We start from the raw sequence: 16,159 nt of genomic DNA, 5'->3' as shown, positions 1-16,159 counted from the left end.
TTTCACAGGCAACGCAGCGGCATCACCTGCGATTCGGCCCGCGTCAGTGCGATCGGATCCTCGTCGACCGTGCCGGGGTCCACCCACTGGATGGACCGGCTGTCGCCGAGACGCCGGAAGTACAGGCACCGGCCCGGGCTGGTGCGGCGATCGCGTGCCAGCCGTGGCGGGAGCGGCATCCGGTAGAGATCGCCTTCGATCTTGACCGCGCCCGCGTCCGCCGCATTATCAAAGGACAAGTAGCGCAGGGCGATCGGGCGCTGATCGCTGTCGCGCAGCCGCGCGATGGCGCGCACCGGGAGATCGCCGGTCAGGACCGCTCGGTACAGCGCCTCCTCGAAACCGACCCCGTGCAGGTAGTACGGCCCGGTGCCGTCGGACCATTCGATGGCAGGCCGACCGGTGGCGCAGTGCAACAGCTGTGCGCGCCCCGGTTCGCGCCGGACGGTCGGCATCGGGACCAGGAGTACCTCACCGGCGATCGGCAGGATCCAACCCAGCCCGACCTGCACCGCTCGGCGCATCGGGGCCGAGAAGCGCGCCCACCGGACCGCCGAGACCACCGTGTTGGGCGGCAGCCAGTCGGCATGGGGCATGCCGGCCACGAACTGGTTGTAGAGGACATCGCGTTCGTCGCGCAGTAGCACCGTGCCGGGCGCCCCCTCGATATCGCTGTTACCCGACCAGCGCGCCATCCGTGGCCACCGACGGTCCGGGCCGATCACCGATGCGATGGCCAGCGCGCGATCCAGATCCGGCACCACCGAGTAGCCGGTGCGGTGGTGCACATCGTGCTCGGCGCAGAAATCCGCGACCAGCGCGATGGCGGTGTCATCGTCGAACGCCCCGGTGGGCGCCGGGTTTTCGGGCCGGAGAACAGGGGTGGGAGTGGACATGGCGTGACAGTAGCGCCGGGGTACGACATGTCCATTTCGCGACAAGACCGTGCGGTGGCACCGGTGATCACGCAGGATCGAGGGATGAAACCGATTGCCACGCTCGCGCTCGCCGGCCTCGCCGCGTCCATCGTCTCCGTCTCGGCCGCGCCCGCAGCGTCCGCCGCGCCGCCCTGCTCGGCGAGCAACCTGGCCACCGTGGCCAGCGGTGTGCTGGCGCAGGCCGGTGGCTATCTGGACACCCACCCGTCGGCCAATGATGTGTTGACCGCGGCTGCCAACCAGCCCACCGCAGAGGCCGAGCAGTCCATCCGGGGCTACTTCCTGACGCACCCGGGTGAGTTCCTGGATTTGCAGAACATCGCGCGGCCGTTGATCGACCTCCGTCGCTCGTGCGGCGTGGCGGTGTCGCCCGGCCAGTTGGCGGCGCTGATCGACGCGCTCAGCTAGGCATTCCGGTGCGCGCGTAGCAGGGGCCCGAGACCGTCCAGACGGTCGAACAGGTGCCACACGTAGTTCGTCGTGCCGTCGACGCGGTGCGGATGCAGGTCGGCCAGATCGGGATCGTCGTTATAGGCGTCGAAACCTTCACGCGACTCCCACAGCACCAGGATCATGACCTGCCGGGGGGCGATGTCGCCGACGACGGACTCCTGGAATCCGCCGAGCGCGACGACGGTGCCGCCGTGCTTGGCGATCGCCTCCGGTGCGCGGCGTGAGTACTGCAGATATTCGTCGGCATCGGCGATGTCGAAGAGGTTGAGGGCGTAGACCGGCATGGGACTCCCTCTGGTGGCTGTCCCAGCACGGTAGCGCGCCGATCAGAGGCGACCGTAGCGGCTGCGCACGAAGCTGTACGCACCGAATGCGGCGATGCCCAGCGCGGCGATGATCAACAGGAACTTGCCGAACGGCGCCTGGCCCAGAGTCTTGACCGCCGCGTCCAGCCCGGAGGCCTTGGCCGGATCGGCCTGCAGGGTGGCGACGACCACGAGGATCCCGGCGCCGGCCAGCACGAGGCCCTTCGCGGTGTATCCCGCGACGCCGACGGCGGTGATACCGGTGCCGCCCGAGACCCGCAGGTCCTTGAAGAATTTCTTGGAGACGCCCTTGTAGACGTGGTAGCCGCCGACACCGAGCACACCGAGCCCGACCACGATCAGCACCGCCTTGCCCCACCCGGACTGCATCAGCTGGGCCGACAGCCCGGAATTCTGCTGGCCGCTGGATTGACCGGCACCCATCGCGAACCGCAACGCGGAGAGGGCGATCGCGATGTTGGCCACGGCGAGACCGACGGACTTCGCGCGTTTCCAGGCCGGTGAGTCGTCGTTACCGCGGCGTTCGCTGGGTTTGGAGCCGACCACCGCTTCGGCCAGGTGCCACAAACCCAGGGCGAACAGACCCAGCGCAGCAACCCACAACATCACCTGCCCGCCGGTCTGTGCGGCCAGGGTCGCCAGCGCGCCCGACTGATCGGCGTTACCGCCGCTGCCGAGCGCGAGCCGCAGGATGATGTAGCCCAGCAGCAGATGCAGTACGCCGCTGGCCGCGAAGCCGGCGCGTGCTCCGTACTGGAAGGCATCGCTGTCGGTGGCCCGGTCCACCGCTCCGTGGACCTGGCTCGCGCTGGTACTCATGTCATTCTCCCCGTGGCCGCCGGCATTCGATGGGCCCGGGTACCCCCTTTTTGACGCGAGCGAAACCGATCCGACTGACTTCGGGCCTGGGCCGTCGTGGGCGGGCGGCATCGGCGTGTGACGCCCAGCCGTCCGGGGTAGTCGCCCCTGATGCAGACGTTCCTGCCGTACGAGTCGTTCGCCGAGAGCGCGCTGGTGCTCGACGCGAAGCGGCTCGGCAAGCAGCGTGTGGAGACCATCCAGGTGCTGCGGGCGTTGACGGTGCCCGGTTACGGCTGGCGCCGCCATCCCGCCGCCGCGATGTGGGCCGGCTACGAGGAGGCGGTGGTGCGCTACGGGCTCGACATCTGCGCGGCCTGGTCCGAACGGGGGCACGGGGACACCTGCGCGGCGACGATGGTGGCGGATCTGACGCAGGCGACGGGTATCGGAGCGGCGCGTACGCAGGCGGAGTTGCGCGCCGTCGGCGAGCTGCCGCCGTGGCTGGGTGACGAACTGTTCCACCGCAGTCATCGATCGGCGTTGCTGCGCAAGGATCCGCCGCATTACGGTCCGCTGTTTCCCGGGGTCCCCGACGACCTGCCCTATGTCTGGCCGACCTCGGATCGGGAGCGCCGGATCCCGGTCTAGCTGGGTGCCAGGATGTCGGATCGAGCCGCGGCTTGTCTGACGATACGGTGGCCCGGGGCCGTTGCTCTTAAAGTTCTTTCGACACCATGGAGGCGCGTCGGCGTGCTCGCTGTTCGATCCGCCCGCGGGTGGCGGACATTCAAGGGTGTGGTGAACAGGGCCACCGAAAGCCGTACTGCCGAGACGATTGCACGTATCGGATACCCCGTGAGTGGAATCCTGCATCTCCTGATCGCCTACATCATCGCGCGTATCGCGTTCGGTTTCCGGGGCGAGGCCGACCAGACGGGAGCGTTGGCGATACTCGCCGGGCAGCGCGGTGGTTCGGTGTCGTTGTGGGTGGTGGCATTCGGTCTGTTCGCGCTGGCGATGTGGCGGCTGGCCGAGGTGGTGCTCGGTCTGCACCCGGGCGAAAGTGCTCATGCGCATATGCGGGATACGCCGCTGCTCAATCGACTCAAGGCACTCGGACTTGCCATCGCGTATCTGGCCCTGGCCGGTGCTGCGGTGCAGTTCGCGATCGGGGTGGGCCGGTACGGCGGTGAGCGGGCGGCGGGGCTGAGCGCCCGGCTGATGCAGACCGGCAGCGGGAAAGCCGTGCTCGTTGCCATCGGTGTGGCGGTCGCGGTGTTCGGCGGCTACTTCGTCTACAAGGGTGCTTCGCGCAAGTTCTTGGGTGACCTGACGATGCCGGGTGGGCAGGTGATGACCGTGCTGGGACTGGTCGGCCATGTGGCGGAGGGCATCGTGCTGTTCGCAGCCGGGGTCTCGGTGATCGCGGCATCGTTCCTGCAGGATCCGGCCCGGGCAACAGGTCTGGATGCCGCCGTGCGGGCGCTCGGGCAGACGCAATACGGCCAGGCGACCCTACTGGCCGCGGCGGTGGGTTTTGCCGCGTACGGGTTGTACAGCATTGCGCTGACGAGATATTCGCGGATGTGAGTGCAACGGTTGTGCGGCCCGAGTGGCGTGACCATAATCGCGGCTATGACCCCCGCTGATCCGTTCCAGACCGATTCCACGCCGGCACTGTCGGGGATCGCCCCGCAGCTCGAGGAGCTTGCTGCCCGGCTCGGTGTCAAGTCCGTGTTGGTGATGCGGTCGGATCCCGATTCCATGGTGGTTGCCGCCACCGCCGGTGAGGCGACCAAGCACTACACCGTGGGCGCCGCCGGCCAGAAGGCCGGTGCGGACACCGGCCGGATTCCGCTGTACTGCGAGCGCGTCGTGGACACCGATGAGGTTCTCTACGTTCAGGATTCGAGAGTCGACGAGACCTTCGCCGGCAATGAGGACGAGACGGAGTTCGGTCTGCACAACTACCTCGGGGTGGCGGTGCATGACGGCGCCGGTCGGGTGGTGGGCACCGTCTGCGTGCTCGACGACACCGCGCGTGAGTACACCGATGCCGAGCGTGTCGAGTTGGAGCGGGTGCGTGCCGAGGTGGAGAAGGTGGTGGCCACCGACAGCGACGCGCTGGGCTGACGGTGTCCGCGCGCTCGGTGTGGATGAACCGGTGACTGGGGATAACCGGGGTTCCTCGGCGTCGCTGCCCGGGGGTTTGTCGGAGCCCGGGGTGACGGTGTGTCCATGGAAATCTGGACTCGCGCCGAGATCGGTGCCTTGGGTGAACAGCTCGCGGTCGATCACCTGACCTCGCGCGGTTTGACCGTGCTGGAACGTAATTGGCGGTGCCGGTTCGGTGAACTGGATGTGATCGCCTTCGACCCGATCGGGCGGATCGTGGTGTTCGTCGAGGTGAAGGCGCGTACGACGGACCGGTTCGGTGGTGTCGCCTACGCCGTCACCCCGGACAAGCTACGTCGGCTCCGACGGCTGGTGGGGTTGTGGCTGGCGGCTCATCCAGGGCACTACGCGGGGACGCGTCTCGATGTCATCGGGGTCCGGTTCGGTCGCACCCGGGAACCCGAACTCAGCCATCTCGAGGCGGTCGGCTGATGGCGCTCGGTCGGGCGTTCGCGGTGGCCATCCGCGGGCTGGACGGGGTCACGGTCGAGATCGAGGCGCACATCAGTGGCGGCCTACCGGGTGTGCATCTGGTTGGGTTACCCGACACCGCCCTGCAGGAGTCCCGCGATCGGGTGCGGGCGGCGATCACCAACTGCGGGAACAGCTGGCCGGATACCAGGCTGACGCTGGCGCTGTCACCGGCGACGCTGCCCAAGGGCGGGTCGATGTATGACCTCGCGTTGGCTTCGACGGTGCTCGCGGCGCAGTTGAAGGATCCGTGGCCGCGGCTGGAGAACTCGGTGTTGCTGGGGGAGTTGGCGCTCGACGGCCGGGTGCGGCCCGTCAACGGGGTGCTGCCTGCGGTGCTGACCGCCAAACGCGACGGGTGGCCCGCGGTGGTGGTGCCGTTGGCGAACCTGGCCGAGGCCAGCCTGGTCGACGGTATCGAGGTGTGGGGCGTACAAACGCTCACACAGCTACAGGCCTGGTTGAAGGGCACCGGCCGGCTGACTCCCCGGATCGCCGACGCGGGAGCCGGCGCGATTCCGCCGTGCCTGGACCTTGTCGATGTCATCGGGCAGACCGAAGCGCGCGTCGCGGTCGAGATCGCCGCGGCAGGCGCGCACCACCTGCTGCTGACCGGACCGCCGGGGATCGGCAAAACGATGCTCGCGCAACGCCTGCCGGGGCTGCTGCCCGCTCTGACCGAGGAAGAGGCCATCGAGGTCACCGCCATCCATTCGATCGCGGGCACGCTGCTGGCCGATACCCCACTGATCACCCGGCCGACCTTCATCGCCCCGCATCACTCGTCCACGGTGGCCGCGATGGTCGGCGGGGGTTCGGGGATGGCGCGCCCGGGCGCGGTCAGCCGGGCGCATCGGGGGGTGCTCTTCCTCGACGAATGCGCCGAGATCGGTACCAGCGTGCTGGAGGCGTTGCGAACACCCTTGGAGGACGGCGAGATCCGGTTGGCCCGCCGGGACGGGGTGGCGCGCTACCCGGCTCGCTTCCAGCTGGTGATGGCGGCGAATCCGTGCCCGTGCGCACCCATGAATCCCGCGGATTGTCTGTGCAACGCCGGAGCCAAGCGGCGATACCAGAGCAAGTTGTCGGGTCCGCTGATGGACCGGGTCGACCTCAAGGTCGAGATGCACCCGATCCGCTCGGGCGCGTTCACGCACGAGGCCGGTGAACCCACCGACGTCGTTCGCGCCAGGGTCGCTGCCGCCCGCGAGGCGGCCGCGGCCAGGTGGCAACGGTTGGGGGTACGGACCAACGCCGAGGTGCCCGGCCCCGCCCTGCGCACCACCTTCCGCCCCGGCGATGCGACCATGCGGGTGCTCCGGATGGCGATCGACCGGGGCAGCATCAACCTGCGTGGCGCCGATCGCACCCTGCGGATCGCGTGGTCGATCGCGGATCTGGCGGGGGCCGACTCGCCGACCGCCGACCATGTCGCCACGGCGCTCAGCTTCCGCCAGGGCGGTGCGCGATGACCGATGAGGTGCGTCGGGCGTGGGCATATCTGTCGCGGGTGGCCGAACCGCCCAATGCCGACCTTGCGGCGCTGGTCGCCGAACACGGCCCGGTCGAGGCGGCGCAGCGGATCCAAGCCGGCGCGGAATCCGACGATCTGCGCGATGCGGTATCGGCTCGCCGTGACATCGACCGCGCCGCAGCGGATCTGGAGATCCTCGATCGACGCGGCGGCCGACTGATCACCGCGGCGGATGCCGAGTGGCCCCATCTGGCGTTCAGTGCGTTCGACTCGGCGGATGTCGCCGGCCGGGCATCGGGTCGCGTGCCGCTGGTGCTGTGGGCCGTCGGTCCGGCCCGCCTCGACGAGGTGGCCCGACGGTCGGCGGCGATCGTCGGGACCCGGGCGTGCACCGCGTACGGCGAACACGTGGCCGCCGACCTTGCGGCCGGGCTGGCCGAGCGCGATGTGGCGGTGGTCTCCGGCGGTGCGTACGGCATCGACGGCGCTGCGCATCGGTCGGTGCTGGGTGTCGACGGTGTCACCGCCGCCGTTCTCGCCTGCGGTATCGACGTCCCGTACCCGGCCGGACACTCGTCCCTGCTGCACCGGGTGTCCGGTAGTGGTCTGCTGCTCACCGAGTATCCGCCGGGGGAGCGGCCGACCCGGTACCGGTTCCTGACCCGCAACCGTCTGGTCGCCGCGCTGGGCGGGGCGACCGTGGTGGTGGAGGCCGGGTTGCGCAGCGGGGCCGCCAACACCGCAGCGTGGGCGGAATCGATGGGCCGGGTGGTGCTCGCCGTGCCCGGACCGGTCACCTCCGCGGCCTCGGCGGGCTGCCACGCGCTGCTCAAGAAGAAGGCAACCTTGGTGACCCGTGCCGAGGAAATCATCGAGATCGTCGGCAGAATGGGCGAATTCGCCGAGGACCCGGAGCATCCGCAGATGCCGTTGGACGGCCTGTCGCGCGAGGAACTGGTGGTCTACGAGGCGCTGCCGGCGCGGGGGCTGCGCAGTGTGGAGCAGATCGCCGTCGATGCCGGGATACCCGCCGAACAGGTACTCGGGCCGCTGGCGCTGTTGGAGATCGCGGGGTGGGTGGAACGCCGCGACGGTCGGTGGCGGCTGGCACGATGCTGACCAGGACTCCACATCAGCGCATTGCCAAGCTATCTGGGCGGCAGGTGCTCATGATAGAAGCTCGCGAGTCGGTCCACAGCCTGGTCGACGTACTCTGGCACGTCGTACATCTCGTAGTGGCCGGCGCCCTCCACCACCAGCAGATCGACCGGATTGGGCGCCATCTCCCACAACCGCATGCCGGCTTCGTAGGAACCGGTGACGCCCCTGCGCCCGGCGACGACGACCTGCAGCGGCTGGGTGAGGAGTTGGTCGACCAGGTGGAAGGCGTCGTAACCGATGAGCAGCGGATCGCTGCGCGACAACCGCCGGTTGGTCGAGTGCACGCTACGCCCGCGCGCGGTCCGGTAGTAGGTGATGGCCTGGACATTGTCGATATCGGAGATGCCGGCCGCCGCCGCGTCCTCCAGTGTGTCGGGAAGCCAATGGAGCCGAGACAATTCGCCGTCGCGCACCTCGCGAGTACGTTCGATCGCCAGCGCGTCCAGTGCGGCGGCCGGACCGTCCGGGGCGAACGCCGCCGACCGCCACGAGTCGCCCATGTTGCCGGCGACGACCGTGCCGACGGCGCGGATCCGATGATCGGTGCGCGCGGTGTGGACGGCGTACCCGCCGCCGGCGCAGATGCCGAGCACGCCGATCCGGTCGGGATCCACACCGGCGAAGGTATCGAGTGCATCGATGGCATAGGAGATGTCCTCCCCGCGGCGGTAGGGATCCTCCAGATCGCGCGGCTCGCCACCGCTCTGCCCCTGATGCCCGGGGTCGAAGACCAGCGCCACCAAACCGCGCGCGGCCAACCGGGAGGCGTAGTTCGCCCCGATCTGCTCTTTCACGCTGCTACCGGGAGTCGAAAGCACCACGGCCGGATGAGCCTGTGCCGCATCGAAACGGTCGGGCAGATACACGTGGCCCGCAAGGTCGAACGGACCTCGCGGAATGGACAGCGGGACGGGCGCACTCATACCTCCGTCATACCTCGCGGTTGTGTCCGCCGGGTTTCGGTAGCCGACCCGCCGGCACCGGATGCTCGTACAGTGGTGGCGAGATCAGCTGACGATATTGCGAGGTAGCGCTATGGCGGGACGTCCCATTCACACTTTCGAGGTGATCAGCAAGCATCAGTTGACACCGCATATGATCCGGTTGGTTCTCGGCGGTGTCGGCTTCGACACCTTCAAGCCGGGTGGATTCACCGACTCCTACGTCAAGATCGCGATCGTCCCGGCCGATGTCGACGTCGTCGCGCTGCCCCATCCGCTCACCCTCGACAGCTTCGACGAGCTACCCGAATCCAAGCGTCCGACCGTGCGCACCTACACCGTGCGCAGCATCGATGACGCCAAGCGCCAGATCGCCATCGACTTCGTGGTGCACGGCGAACAGGGTGTCGCCGGCCCATGGGCCGCGGCCGCCGAGCCCGGGCAACCCGTCTATCTCATGGGTCCCGGCGGCGCGTACGCGCCGGACCCGGCCGCGGACTGGCATCTGCTCGCCGGTGACGAGGCGGGGCTGCCGGCCATCAGTGCGGCTCTGGAAGCGTTGCCGCCCAACGCGATCGGGAAGGCGTTCATCGAGGTGGCCGGCCCGGACGACGAGGTGGCCATCAGCGCCCCCGAGGGTGTCGAGGTGCACTGGATCTACCGCGGCGGGCGTGCCGACCTGGTCAGCGAGAACCAGGCGGGTGACAACGCGCCACTCATCGCGGCGGTGAAAGAAGCGCACTGGCTGCCCGGTCAGGTTCAGGTGTTCGTGCACGGCGAGGCCCAGGCGGTCATGCACAATCTACGTCCCTACCTGCGCAAGGAGCGCGGCGTCGACGCGAAGTGGGCGTCCATCTCGGGGTACTGGCGCCGCGGTCGCACCGAGGAGACGTTCCGCCAGTGGAAGTCCGAACTGGCCAAGGCCGAGGCGGGCCAGCCAGACTGAGCCCCATGGCATACGGCGACTACCAGCTGGAGATCTACCTACAAGGACTCGCGGGGGTGGTGCCGTCGTTCCCGATGGCATTCGCCGAACTCGAGGAACGCGCGCAATCCGCGCTGTCGACGTCGGTGTGGTCCTATGTCGCCGGTGGTGCGGGCGACGAGCGCACCCAGCGGGTGAACGTCAGCGCGTTCGAGAAGTGGGGTCTGATCCCGCGGATGGGCGTCGGCGCCACCGAGCGCGACCTCAAGGTCGACCTCTTCGGCCTGACCCTGCCCTCGCCGGTGTTCATGGCCCCCATCGGCGTCACCGGTATCTGCAGCCAGGACGGCCACGGCGATCTCGCCGTCGCCCGGGCCGCGGCGCGCACCGGCGTGCCGATGACGGTCTCGACCCTGACCGCCGATCCGCTGGAGGACGTGGCCGCCCAATTCGGCGACACCCCCGGCTTCTTCCAGCTGTACACCCCGAAGGACCGCGAACTGGCGGCCAGCCTGGTGTCGCGCGCCGAGCGGGCCGGTTACAAGGCGATCATCGTCACGCTCGACACGTGGGTCCCGGGCTGGCGGCCGCGGGATCTGAGCACGTCGAACTTCCCGCAGTTGCGCGGCAAATGCCTGTCCAACTACACCAGCGACCCGGTCTTCCGGGCGAGCCTGGCCCAGCCGCCGGAGGAGAACCCCCAGGCGGCGATCCTGGCATGGGTGAGCACCTTCGGCCAGCCGGTCACCTGGGATGACCTGACCTGGTTGCGGTCACAGACCGACCTGCCGCTCATCGTCAAGGGCATCCAGCACCCTGATGACGTCCGGCGCTCCCGCGACGTCGGCATGGACGGCATCTACTGCTCCAATCACGGCGGACGCCAGGCCAACGGCGGGCTGCCGGCCATCGATTGCCTGCCCGAGGTGGTGCACGCCGCCGACGGTCTGCCCGTGCTGTTCGACTCGGGGGTGCGCAGCGGCGCCGACATCGTCAAGGCGCTCGCAATGGGCGCCAGCGCGGTCGGGGTCGGCAGGCCCTATGTCTACGGGCTGGCGCTCGGCGGCACCGATGGCGTGGTGCACGTGTTGCGCTCCTTGCTGGCCGAGGCCGACCTGATCATGGCGATCGACGGCTATCCCAGCCTGGCCGATCTCACCCCGGACACGCTGCGGCGCGTCAGCTAGACACTGCGCGGGGATCTGCGACGGTAGGGGGCGTGAGCGACCCGTCCATCGAGGCCCTGCTGGGGGAGTTCGACGAGTACCTGGAACTGCAGCGCGGTCGCTCGGCGCACACCCGCCGCGCCTACCTGAGCGACCTGCGCGGACTGTTCGAGTTCACCGGCGGCGGCCTGGCATCGCTGACCCTTCCCCGGCTGCGGTCCTGGCTGGCCGCGCAGGCCGGCGCCGGCGCGGCACGCAGCACGCTGGCCCGGCGCACCTCGGCCGTCAAGACCTTCACCGCCTGGGCCCTGCACCGCGGTGTGCTCGACACCGATCCCGCAGTGCGGTTGCAGACACCCAAGGCGCACCGGGTGCTGCCGTCGGTGCTGCGTCGGGAACAGGCACTCGATGCCATGGACGCATTGAATTCGGGTGCCCAGCAGGGTGATCCGATGGCACTGCGGGACCGGGTGATCGTCGAGCTGTTGTACGCCACCGGTATCCGGGTCAGCGAGCTGTGCGGTCTGGACATCGACGACGTCGACGTGACCCGCCGGTTGCTGCGGGTGCTGGGCAAGGGCAACAAGGAGCGCACCGTCCCGTACGGCGAGCCCGCCGAGGACGCGCTGGCGGCCTGGCTGCGCGATGGTCGGCCCGCGGTGGTCACCGCCCATTCTGGTCCGGCGCTGCTGCTGGGAGCCCGCGGCGGCCGACTCGACCAGCGGCAGGCCCGCACCGTGGTGCACCAGACGATGGCCGCTGTCGAGGGTGCGCCGGACATCGGCCCGCACGGACTACGGCACAGCGCGGCGACCCACCTGCTGGAGGGCGGCGCGGACCTGCGCGTGGTGCAGGAGCTGCTGGGCCACTCGACGCTGGCGACGACCCAGCTCTACACCCACGTCACCGTCGCCCGGTTGCGCGCGGTGCACGATCAGGCCCACCCGCGGGCCTGACGTGCGATTTCGGTGAGGAAACGTGTGGTGAGCGCATGTTTCCTCACCGAAATCACGACGGGGACAGCGGTTTGAGGATGATGGGGGTGGTGGCGAGCAGACCGAGCGGGTCGACATAGTCCGCCCGCGCGGCCGGGCCCCACATCGCGCCCCAGTGCAGGCAGGCCGACACCGGGCAGCCGGCGTGCCCGTCGAGCAGCACCCCCAGCGCCGTGCCGGCTGACACCCGCTGCCCGGCCTGCACCGCCGCCCGCACCGGCTCATAGCTGGTGCGCAATCCGCCGGGATGCTGCACCGACACCAGCGGGCGCCCGGCCAGCGCGGCGGCGAACATCACCACCCCGTCGGCGGCCGCGTACACCGGCTGGCCGGGTGTGCCCGCGAGGTCCACCCCGCGGTGCCCGCGCCGCCAGTTGGGGGTGGGCGCGTCGAAAGCGCGGGTGACCGCGGGGGTGGGCCGCAGCGGCCAGGACAGCCGCGCCGTCTCGGCTCCGACCGGGGCGGCCCACGCCACGGCCGCGACCGCGGTCACCGCAAACCATCTCATCGGTCCAGTTCACCGCCGTGGCGGCGGCCACGGAACCATGCGGATGCCAGCCTGTGGACCGACCGGCGACTGTGCACAATGCGCGTGGTCAGAGCACAGGTTGAAACGGTGTAAACTTCTCCCCGCAGCTCACATCCGTGGGCTGACTTCGCGCGTCTGCACCGCAGAGCTGTCCGTTTCACCATGACAGCGCTGCAACCAGCATGCCGGGCGGTCCCGACCGGGGAACCGGACGGGTCCGGCAGCAGCAGGCGCCAGGGCCGGGCATCAACCGATGTCGGGCATCAACCGAACACTAGTGAGGCATAACCATGGCCGTCGTGACCATGAAGCAGCTGCTCGACAGCGGCACCCATTTCGGGCATCAGACCCGGCGCTGGAACCCCAAGATGAAGCGGTTCATCTTCACCGACCGCAACGGCATCTACATCATCGATCTGCAGCAGACGCTGACCTACATCGACAAGGCCTACGAGTTCGTGAAAGAGACTGTCGCCCACGGTGGCAGCATCATGTTCGTCGGCACCAAGAAGCAGGCTCAGGAGTCCATCGCCGATGAGGCGACCCGGGTCGGCATGCCCTTCGTGAACCAGCGTTGGCTGGGCGGCATGCTCACCAACTTCTCCACCGTGCACAAGCGCCTTCAGCGGATGAAGGAGCTGGAGGCCATGGAGCAGACCGGTGGCTTCGAGGGTCGCACCAAGAAGGAAATCCTCATGCTGACGCGTGAGAAGAACAAGCTGGAGCGCTCGCTCGGCGGTATCCGGGACATGGCCAAGGTTCCCTCGGCCGTCTGGGTCGTCGACACCAACAAGGAGCACCTGGCGGTTGCCGAGGCTCGCAAGCTGAACATCCCGGTCATCGCGATCCTGGACACCAACTGCGATCCCGACGTGGTCGACTACCCGATTCCGGGCAACGACGACGCCATCCGCTCGGCCGCGCTGCTCACCAAGGTGATCGCCTCCGCGGTCGCCGAGGGTCTGCAGGCCCGCTCGGGTGCCGGTAAGGCCGAGGCCGGCCAGGACGCCGCCGCCGAGCCGCTGGCCGAGTGGGAGCAGGAGCTGCTGGCCGGTGCGACCACCGGTGCCGCAGAGGGCGCTCCCGCCGCCGAGACCACCACTGACGCTTCCTAAATCTTTTCAGGAGAAGGCTTTATGGCTAACTACACCGCTGCCGATGTCAAGCGCCTGCGGGAGCTGACCGGCGCCGGAATGATGGACTGCAAGAACGCGCTGGCCGAATCGGACGGCGATTTCGACAAGGCCGTCGAGCTGCTGCGCATCAAGGGCGCCAAGGATGTCGGCAAGCGCGCCGAGCGGGCAACCGCCGAGGGCCTGGTGGCCGCCAAGGATGGCGTGCTGATCGAACTCAACTCGGAGACCGACTTCGTCGCCAAGAACGCCGAATTCCAGGGTCTGGCCGACACGATCGTGGCCGCCGCACTGGAGGCGAAGGCCGGCGACGTCGAGGCGCTCAATGCCGCCAAGGTCGGCGATTCGACGGTCGAGCAGGCCGTTGCCGACCTGTCGGCCAAGATCGGCGAGAAGCTGGTCCTGCGCCGCGCCGCGTACTTCGACGGTCAGGTGGAGACCTACCTGCACAAGCGCGCCGCGGATCTGCCGCCGGCCGTGGGTGTGCTGGTGGAGTACACCGGCGATGACAAGAGTGCCGCGCACACCGTGGCGCTGCAGATCGCCGCGCTGAAGGCCAAGTACCTCACCCGTGAGGACGTGCCGGAGGACATCGTCGCCAACGAGCGTCGGATCGCCGAGGAGACCGCCAAGGCCGAGGGCAAGCCCGAGCAGGCGCTGCCCAAGATCGTGGAGGGTCGCGTGACCGGCTTCTATAAGGATGTCGTGCTGCTGGATCAGCCGTCGGTGTCCGACAACAAGAAGACCGTCAAGGCCCTGCTCGACGAGGCGGGCGTGACCGTCACCCGGTTCGTCCGGTTCGAGGTCGGCCAGGCCTGATCTCAGTCCGCCACGAAGCCCCCGAGACTCGGTCTCGGGGGCTTCGTGCTGTTGCGGCCATCGCGATTGGCCGGGGCCCGGCATCGCTGAGGTAATTGATCATGTGCGCCGGATTGTTTGCCAGTACGGCACCGCCCGGAGCGGACGGCTGGAAACCTGGCTTCTCAGCGATTCGGGCCACTTTTGCCAGACGCGCTGATGTGGTGATAGAGCAAATCGACCAGCAAACACATTAGGGTGGCCAAAGTCGCCACAACCGGTGATTATTCAAAAATCGCGCTCTTTCGAGTTAATATTCACACATGGGGAAATTTCTAAACTGCTCTGGTCACAGTGACCCGCGCGGTTGAGGCGCCTCGCGCGGCAAACCTGTTTGTCAGCGGGGATGTGAAGGAGCGGGCGGACGCGGGGGCGAACCAGCTACGTCGGCATCGGTCCTGGATCTCGTTCGCCAGTGCCGGGGTGGATCTCACGACGGCCTCGTTGGCCGTCGCGGTCGGCATGACATGGGCATCGAGCAGCCACCTCAGCCTGCCGCCGACGTGGATGCTGTTCTTCTTCGCCCCGACCATCGTCGCGCTGTCGGCGTTCCGGGGCCTCTATCGTCGGACGCTGCGGCGCACCTTCCTGGAGGAGCTGCCGACCATCCAGGCCGTCACGGCGATGGCGGCGATGCTGCTGCTGAGCGGTCTGGTCCTGAACCCGACCATCCAGGGGTCGCGGAGCAACGCGGTGGCGCGGATGTGGATGGTTGCCGCCGTGCTCGTCCCGCTGGGCAGGTTGGGGTGGATCGCGATCCGCAACCATTTCTTCCGCCTGCACCGGATGACCTCTCCGACGCTGATCCTCGGTAACGGCATGATCGCCGCGAAGGTTCTCGACCGCCTCGAGATCACCCCCGAGTACGGCTTGCAGCCGGTGGGGCTGATCGACGATGAAATGCCTACCCTCGGCGTCGACCGGGACCAGCCGGCGTCCATCCCGTATCTGGGCAAGATGGCGGCCCTCGACGATGTCATCACCGAGACCGGGGCGGAGTGCCTGGTGGTCGCCTTCTCGCGAACCCGCGATGACGCCATCACCGCGGCGATCCGCGTCGCGCACCGCCGCGGTGTGCAGGTGTGGATCGTGCCGCGGATCTTCGATGCCATGGGCGTTCACGCCCGTATCGACCACATCGGCGGTCTGCCGCTGATCGCCGTTCCGGCCACCGATCCGCGCAGCTGGCAGTTCGCGGCCAAACACATCTCCGACCGGGTGTTCGCCGCCGTGGGGCTGGCACTGATCTCACCGCTGTTCCTGACGCTGATGCTGCTGGTGAAGCTCAGTTCCCCAGGCCCGGTCTTCTTCAGTCAACCGCGCATCGGGCGCGACGGCCGGGAGTTCGGCTGTCTGAAGTTCCGATCCATGCGGCCGCCGAGTGCCGCCGACGCCGCGTTCACCCTCGGCGCGGATTCCGCACCGGGCGGCGTGGAGGGTGTGGACCGCCGCACGACCATCGGCAAGATCCTGCGGTCGACCTCGCTGGACGAACTGCCGCAGCTGCTCAACGTCCTGCGTGGACACATGAGCCTGGTCGGACCGCGCCCCGAACGGCCCGAGTACGTCGACCTGTTCAATCTGCAGATCAGCCGATACGGAGAACGGCACCGGGTGAAAGCCGGGATCACCGGATGGGCACAGGTGCATGGGTTGCGCGGGCAGACCTCGATCGCCGACCGCGCCGAGTGGGACAACTTCTATATCGAGAACTGGTCGTTGTGGCTGGACTGGCGGATCCTGGCGATGACCGTGCGGGCGGTACTGCGCCGCGCCGAATGATCCACGGACCTCTGGTACGTACTGGTACCGT

The 16,159-nt window shown here is 68.5% G+C and carries 18 protein-coding genes; 13 read left to right on the top strand and 5 right to left on the bottom strand.

Annotated elements, in window-relative coordinates:
- Positions 1 to 2 precede the first annotated feature (2 nt).
- Positions 3 to 896, bottom strand: coding sequence for a hypothetical protein (locus tag BST17_RS21135; RefSeq protein ID WP_083060864.1), 894 nt, complete (start codon positions 894 to 896; stop codon positions 3 to 5).
- Between the two features lie 84 nt (positions 897 to 980).
- On the opposite strand from BST17_RS21135, the gene BST17_RS21130 reads away from it, so the two are divergent.
- Positions 981 to 1,346, top strand: a complete 366-nt coding sequence (locus BST17_RS21130) for a heme-binding protein (RefSeq protein ID WP_083060863.1) — start codon at positions 981 to 983, stop codon at positions 1,344 to 1,346.
- Here the strand turns inward: BST17_RS21130 and BST17_RS21125 are convergent.
- Complete coding sequence (locus BST17_RS21125; protein WP_083060862.1) at positions 1,343 to 1,675, bottom strand: DUF1330 domain-containing protein; 333 nt, start codon at positions 1,673 to 1,675, stop codon at positions 1,343 to 1,345. The genes BST17_RS21130 and BST17_RS21125 overlap by 4 nt on opposite strands.
- Before the next feature lie 42 nt (positions 1,676 to 1,717).
- Positions 1,718 to 2,536: a DUF1206 domain-containing protein gene (locus tag BST17_RS21120; protein WP_083060861.1), complete on the bottom strand. Its 819-nt coding sequence runs from the start codon at positions 2,534 to 2,536 to the stop codon at positions 1,718 to 1,720.
- A gap of 150 nt (positions 2,537 to 2,686) precedes the next feature.
- On the opposite strand from BST17_RS21120, the gene BST17_RS21115 reads away from it, so the two are divergent.
- The 6 genes from BST17_RS21115 (at position 2,687) to dprA (ending at position 7,757) form a co-directional block, all read left to right on the top strand.
- Complete coding sequence (locus BST17_RS21115) at positions 2,687 to 3,166, top strand: MSMEG_6728 family protein (RefSeq protein WP_083060860.1); 480 nt, start codon at positions 2,687 to 2,689, stop codon at positions 3,164 to 3,166.
- A gap of 186 nt (positions 3,167 to 3,352) precedes the next feature.
- The gene (locus tag BST17_RS21110; protein WP_234807764.1) at positions 3,353 to 4,108 is read left to right on the top strand and encodes a DUF1206 domain-containing protein; all 756 of its coding nucleotides are present in this window, start codon (positions 3,353 to 3,355) and stop codon (positions 4,106 to 4,108) included.
- 45 nt (positions 4,109 to 4,153) lie between these two features.
- Entirely contained in the window at positions 4,154 to 4,651 is a 498-nt protein-coding gene (locus BST17_RS21105) for a GAF domain-containing protein (RefSeq protein ID WP_083060858.1), read from the top strand.
- 105 nt (positions 4,652 to 4,756) lie between these two features.
- Positions 4,757 to 5,125 (top strand): YraN family protein, encoded by a 369-nt coding sequence (locus BST17_RS21100; protein ID WP_083060857.1) that lies wholly within the window; start codon positions 4,757 to 4,759, stop codon positions 5,123 to 5,125.
- Positions 5,125 to 6,636: a YifB family Mg chelatase-like AAA ATPase gene (locus tag BST17_RS21095; protein ID WP_083060856.1), complete on the top strand. Its 1,512-nt coding sequence runs from the start codon at positions 5,125 to 5,127 to the stop codon at positions 6,634 to 6,636. The genes BST17_RS21100 and BST17_RS21095 overlap by 1 nt, the downstream gene beginning before the upstream one ends.
- Positions 6,633 to 7,757, top strand: coding sequence for a DNA-processing protein DprA (dprA, locus tag BST17_RS21090; protein WP_083060855.1), 1,125 nt, complete (start codon positions 6,633 to 6,635; stop codon positions 7,755 to 7,757). Before BST17_RS21095 ends, dprA begins: the two co-directional genes overlap by 4 nt.
- A gap of 29 nt (positions 7,758 to 7,786) precedes the next feature.
- On the opposite strand, the gene BST17_RS21085 is transcribed toward dprA, so the two are convergent.
- Positions 7,787 to 8,722 (bottom strand): alpha/beta hydrolase, encoded by a 936-nt coding sequence (locus tag BST17_RS21085; protein ID WP_083060854.1) that lies wholly within the window; start codon positions 8,720 to 8,722, stop codon positions 7,787 to 7,789.
- A 112-nt stretch (positions 8,723 to 8,834) separates the two neighbouring features.
- Between BST17_RS21085 and BST17_RS21080 the strand changes: the two genes are divergently transcribed.
- Genes BST17_RS21080 through BST17_RS21070 form a run of 3 tightly spaced genes read left to right on the top strand, consistent with a single transcriptional unit; the run spans position 8,835 to position 11,787 of the window.
- A complete protein-coding gene (locus BST17_RS21080) occupies positions 8,835 to 9,686 on the top strand; it encodes a siderophore-interacting protein (RefSeq protein ID WP_083060853.1) in 852 nt (283 codons plus the stop codon).
- A 5-nt stretch (positions 9,687 to 9,691) separates the two neighbouring features.
- Positions 9,692 to 10,852, top strand: coding sequence for a lactate 2-monooxygenase (locus BST17_RS21075; RefSeq protein ID WP_083060852.1), 1,161 nt, complete (start codon positions 9,692 to 9,694; stop codon positions 10,850 to 10,852).
- 47 nt (positions 10,853 to 10,899) lie between these two features.
- The gene (locus BST17_RS21070) at positions 10,900 to 11,787 is read left to right on the top strand and encodes a tyrosine recombinase XerC (protein ID WP_234807763.1); all 888 of its coding nucleotides are present in this window, start codon (positions 10,900 to 10,902) and stop codon (positions 11,785 to 11,787) included.
- Between the two features lie 52 nt (positions 11,788 to 11,839).
- On the opposite strand, the gene BST17_RS21065 is transcribed toward BST17_RS21070, so the two are convergent.
- Positions 11,840 to 12,334, bottom strand: a complete 495-nt coding sequence (locus BST17_RS21065; protein WP_083060850.1) for a M23 family metallopeptidase — start codon at positions 12,332 to 12,334, stop codon at positions 11,840 to 11,842.
- Between the two features lie 311 nt (positions 12,335 to 12,645).
- On the opposite strand from BST17_RS21065, the gene rpsB reads away from it, so the two are divergent.
- The 3 genes from rpsB (at position 12,646) to BST17_RS21050 (ending at position 16,128) form a co-directional block, all read left to right on the top strand.
- Complete coding sequence (gene rpsB / locus BST17_RS21060; RefSeq protein WP_083060849.1) at positions 12,646 to 13,470, top strand: 30S ribosomal protein S2; 825 nt, start codon at positions 12,646 to 12,648, stop codon at positions 13,468 to 13,470.
- Between the two features lie 21 nt (positions 13,471 to 13,491).
- The gene (gene tsf, locus BST17_RS21055; protein WP_083060848.1) at positions 13,492 to 14,307 is read left to right on the top strand and encodes a translation elongation factor Ts; all 816 of its coding nucleotides are present in this window, start codon (positions 13,492 to 13,494) and stop codon (positions 14,305 to 14,307) included.
- A gap of 462 nt (positions 14,308 to 14,769) precedes the next feature.
- On the top strand, positions 14,770 to 16,128 hold the full coding sequence (locus tag BST17_RS21050; RefSeq protein WP_234807762.1) for a sugar transferase: 1,359 nt from the start codon (positions 14,770 to 14,772) through the stop codon (positions 16,126 to 16,128).
- The last annotated feature ends 31 nt before the right edge of the window (positions 16,129 to 16,159 follow it).

The sequence above is a fragment of the Mycolicibacterium bacteremicum genome (assembly GCF_002086115.1).
Lineage (GTDB): Bacteria > Actinomycetota > Actinomycetes > Mycobacteriales > Mycobacteriaceae > Mycobacterium > Mycobacterium bacteremicum.
Note: the sequence above shows the minus strand (reverse complement) of the source record. Positions and strands in the feature narration are given on the sequence as shown.